The sequence below is a fragment of the Capnocytophaga sp. oral taxon 326 str. F0382 genome (assembly GCF_000318295.1).
In the GTDB taxonomy this organism is placed as follows: domain Bacteria; phylum Bacteroidota; class Bacteroidia; order Flavobacteriales; family Flavobacteriaceae; genus Capnocytophaga; species Capnocytophaga periodontitidis.
This window is the reverse complement of the sequence record NZ_KB291454.1, coordinates 13,178-15,279: the sequence shown is the minus strand read 5'-3', so window position 1 is coordinate 15,279 and position 2,102 is coordinate 13,178. Positions and strand designations below refer to the sequence as shown.

The 2,102-nt window shown below is 27.7% G+C and carries 2 protein-coding genes and 1 pseudogene; all 3 read right to left on the bottom strand.

Annotated features, from left to right (window positions below; all coding sequences use genetic code 11):
- Nucleotides 1-280: pseudogene (locus tag HMPREF9073_RS16425) on the bottom strand (hypothetical protein); the annotation flags it as partial.
- A 5-nt stretch (nucleotides 281-285) separates the two neighbouring features.
- Nucleotides 286-843: a hypothetical protein gene (locus HMPREF9073_RS12175; RefSeq protein ID WP_009414078.1), complete on the bottom strand. Its 558-nt coding sequence runs from the start codon at nucleotides 841-843 to the stop codon at nucleotides 286-288.
- Between the two features lie 129 nt (nucleotides 844-972).
- Nucleotides 973-1,470 carry a hypothetical protein gene (locus tag HMPREF9073_RS12170; RefSeq protein WP_009414077.1) on the bottom strand — a complete coding sequence of 166 codons (498 nt, stop codon included), beginning with the start codon at nucleotides 1,468-1,470 and terminating at the stop codon, nucleotides 973-975.
- Nucleotides 1,471-2,102 lie beyond the last annotated feature (632 nt).

Here is a 2,102-nt window from a genome sequence, read left to right as displayed (position 1 = left end):
CTACCTCATATACATCCTTGTTTTCTTCACTCTTCTTTATGGAAGTGAAAGTAATGCGCAAGCGTTTGCGATTTACCCCTATAAATCCTAAGAAATTATCTTTTTTACCATTTAAAACTTGCAACATATCAAGATGAATGTTGTATTTTTCATAAGGTACATTATGTGTTGTTCTCTCTATGACATCTTTAAATGTACAAGGTTGTGCATACATCGCACTACATAGTAGCACTAATGTATAACAAAAACATCTGTTTAATAATTTCTTTATATTTTTCATTTTCTTTATTTTTCTGATAAAAGAGAATTTATATATTTTTTACTTGATAAGAGAGAGTCGTCTTCAGCATTTTTTACCTTCTTTTCAAATAAAAACTGCCATTTTCCATTCTTCTTTTGATAATATTTTCCTATAAAAGGGAATGAGATGCTAAATTCATCATCACTATCTACTCTTACATATTTTATAGGCACAAAAAAAACTATTATCCCCCAATTTTTCTCATTTTTTATCTTTTCTTTCAGTATTTTGTCAATTTTCTTATTATCAGCGTCTGAAAAATAGTGGTAATCATACAATTCATTATATAATGGTTTTAGTTGGTTATTTTTCTCAAAATTCTTCAAATAATCAATATCTGATTTTAATCTTGGTATATAATAAATTGTAAAATGTCCTACTTTTGGAATCATATAAGATGATATAGGTATTTTATCAGATATATCAAAATAGATTTTTTCTTCTTTATTGAAGTATCTTGTTATACTATTGTTATTTTCTTGTGCTCTACAAGAAAATAATATGAAAAATATACAGCTTACTAAAAAATACCTTGTTTTCATTTTCTTTATTTTTATCTAAAAGATTTAAAATCATAGACTTTGCCAAAGGTCGTAGCACGACAAGCAATTAAAACTTTAGCAAAGTGTTGTGATGCAAATTTTGCAAACTAATTTTGATTGACTGTAAATTTATTCCCGAAATCGATACTCTTCTACTAAACTATCAATATATTTATCCTGCAAATTATGGATTTCTTGTTCTATTTCATCTGTAATAGTATATGTTTTTCTTATCGACCATTTGCCATTTTCTAAAACATAAGCATCTTCCTTATAAGGATATTTAGGATTATAAGAAGTCTCTAAATGTGGCGTGTGTTCCAAATATTTTTTATCTATAATGAAAATAACAGCATTGAAATGCTTGTTGAGCTCTTCTATCGATAACGATGATATTTCTTGTCTTACTTTTTCCCAACAAGGCTCATTATCATTGCATTTAGATGTAATGGCATAGGTATCAAACCTTTTTGTCTTAGGAATTAAAATGACATTAGCATTTCCTAATTCATTTCCTTTGTATGGACATCCATAATACGGAATTTGATAATACCCCTCTCTTTCTGAAAATTCATCATATTTAAAGATTTTATATAACTCTTTTCTATTTATATTGGTTTGTATCATTTTTATTTTCTATAAATGCTTGGTAATTGTCATTTACTTTTTGAGTTTGCTCATTAGGAATTTCATTGGGATTTTGTTTTCTCCTCTCCTTAAACATTCGTTGATTGGGTATGGTGTATAGAGAAAATTCACAAAAAAAGCTTATTAGAGAGAGAATTAGCAATACAATTATCTTTTTCCATCCCATTTTCATAAAAAATATAGAAAATAGAAGAATGAAAGGATACACTAATATTATCCAAAAAAAACAAGCGAACAATACTGTCATTATAGCTGAAAATAGATAATCAAAACTGAAACAAGAATTTTCATACCACATTCTATTGAAAAAGCGATGTGCTTGTGGATAATTGTAATATACAGTAGTTAGAAATATAAATACCAGAAATAAGACTACTTGTGCTTTGTATATATTGTGACTGTATTTTCTTAAAAACATAAATACTCAGAAATTATTTGAATGAAAAAGCTGCTAAAATTCAGGAAGTTTGGGCAAAGATACAAAAATAAATGGATTATTTGCTTTTTTGTATGGGAATAGGTAGTATGCGGAATTTAAACGGCTGAGGCTGTCCGAAAAGTTTTATTTGTGTAGGTGTTGCAGCACATACTTAGCTATCGCTGACTTTCCT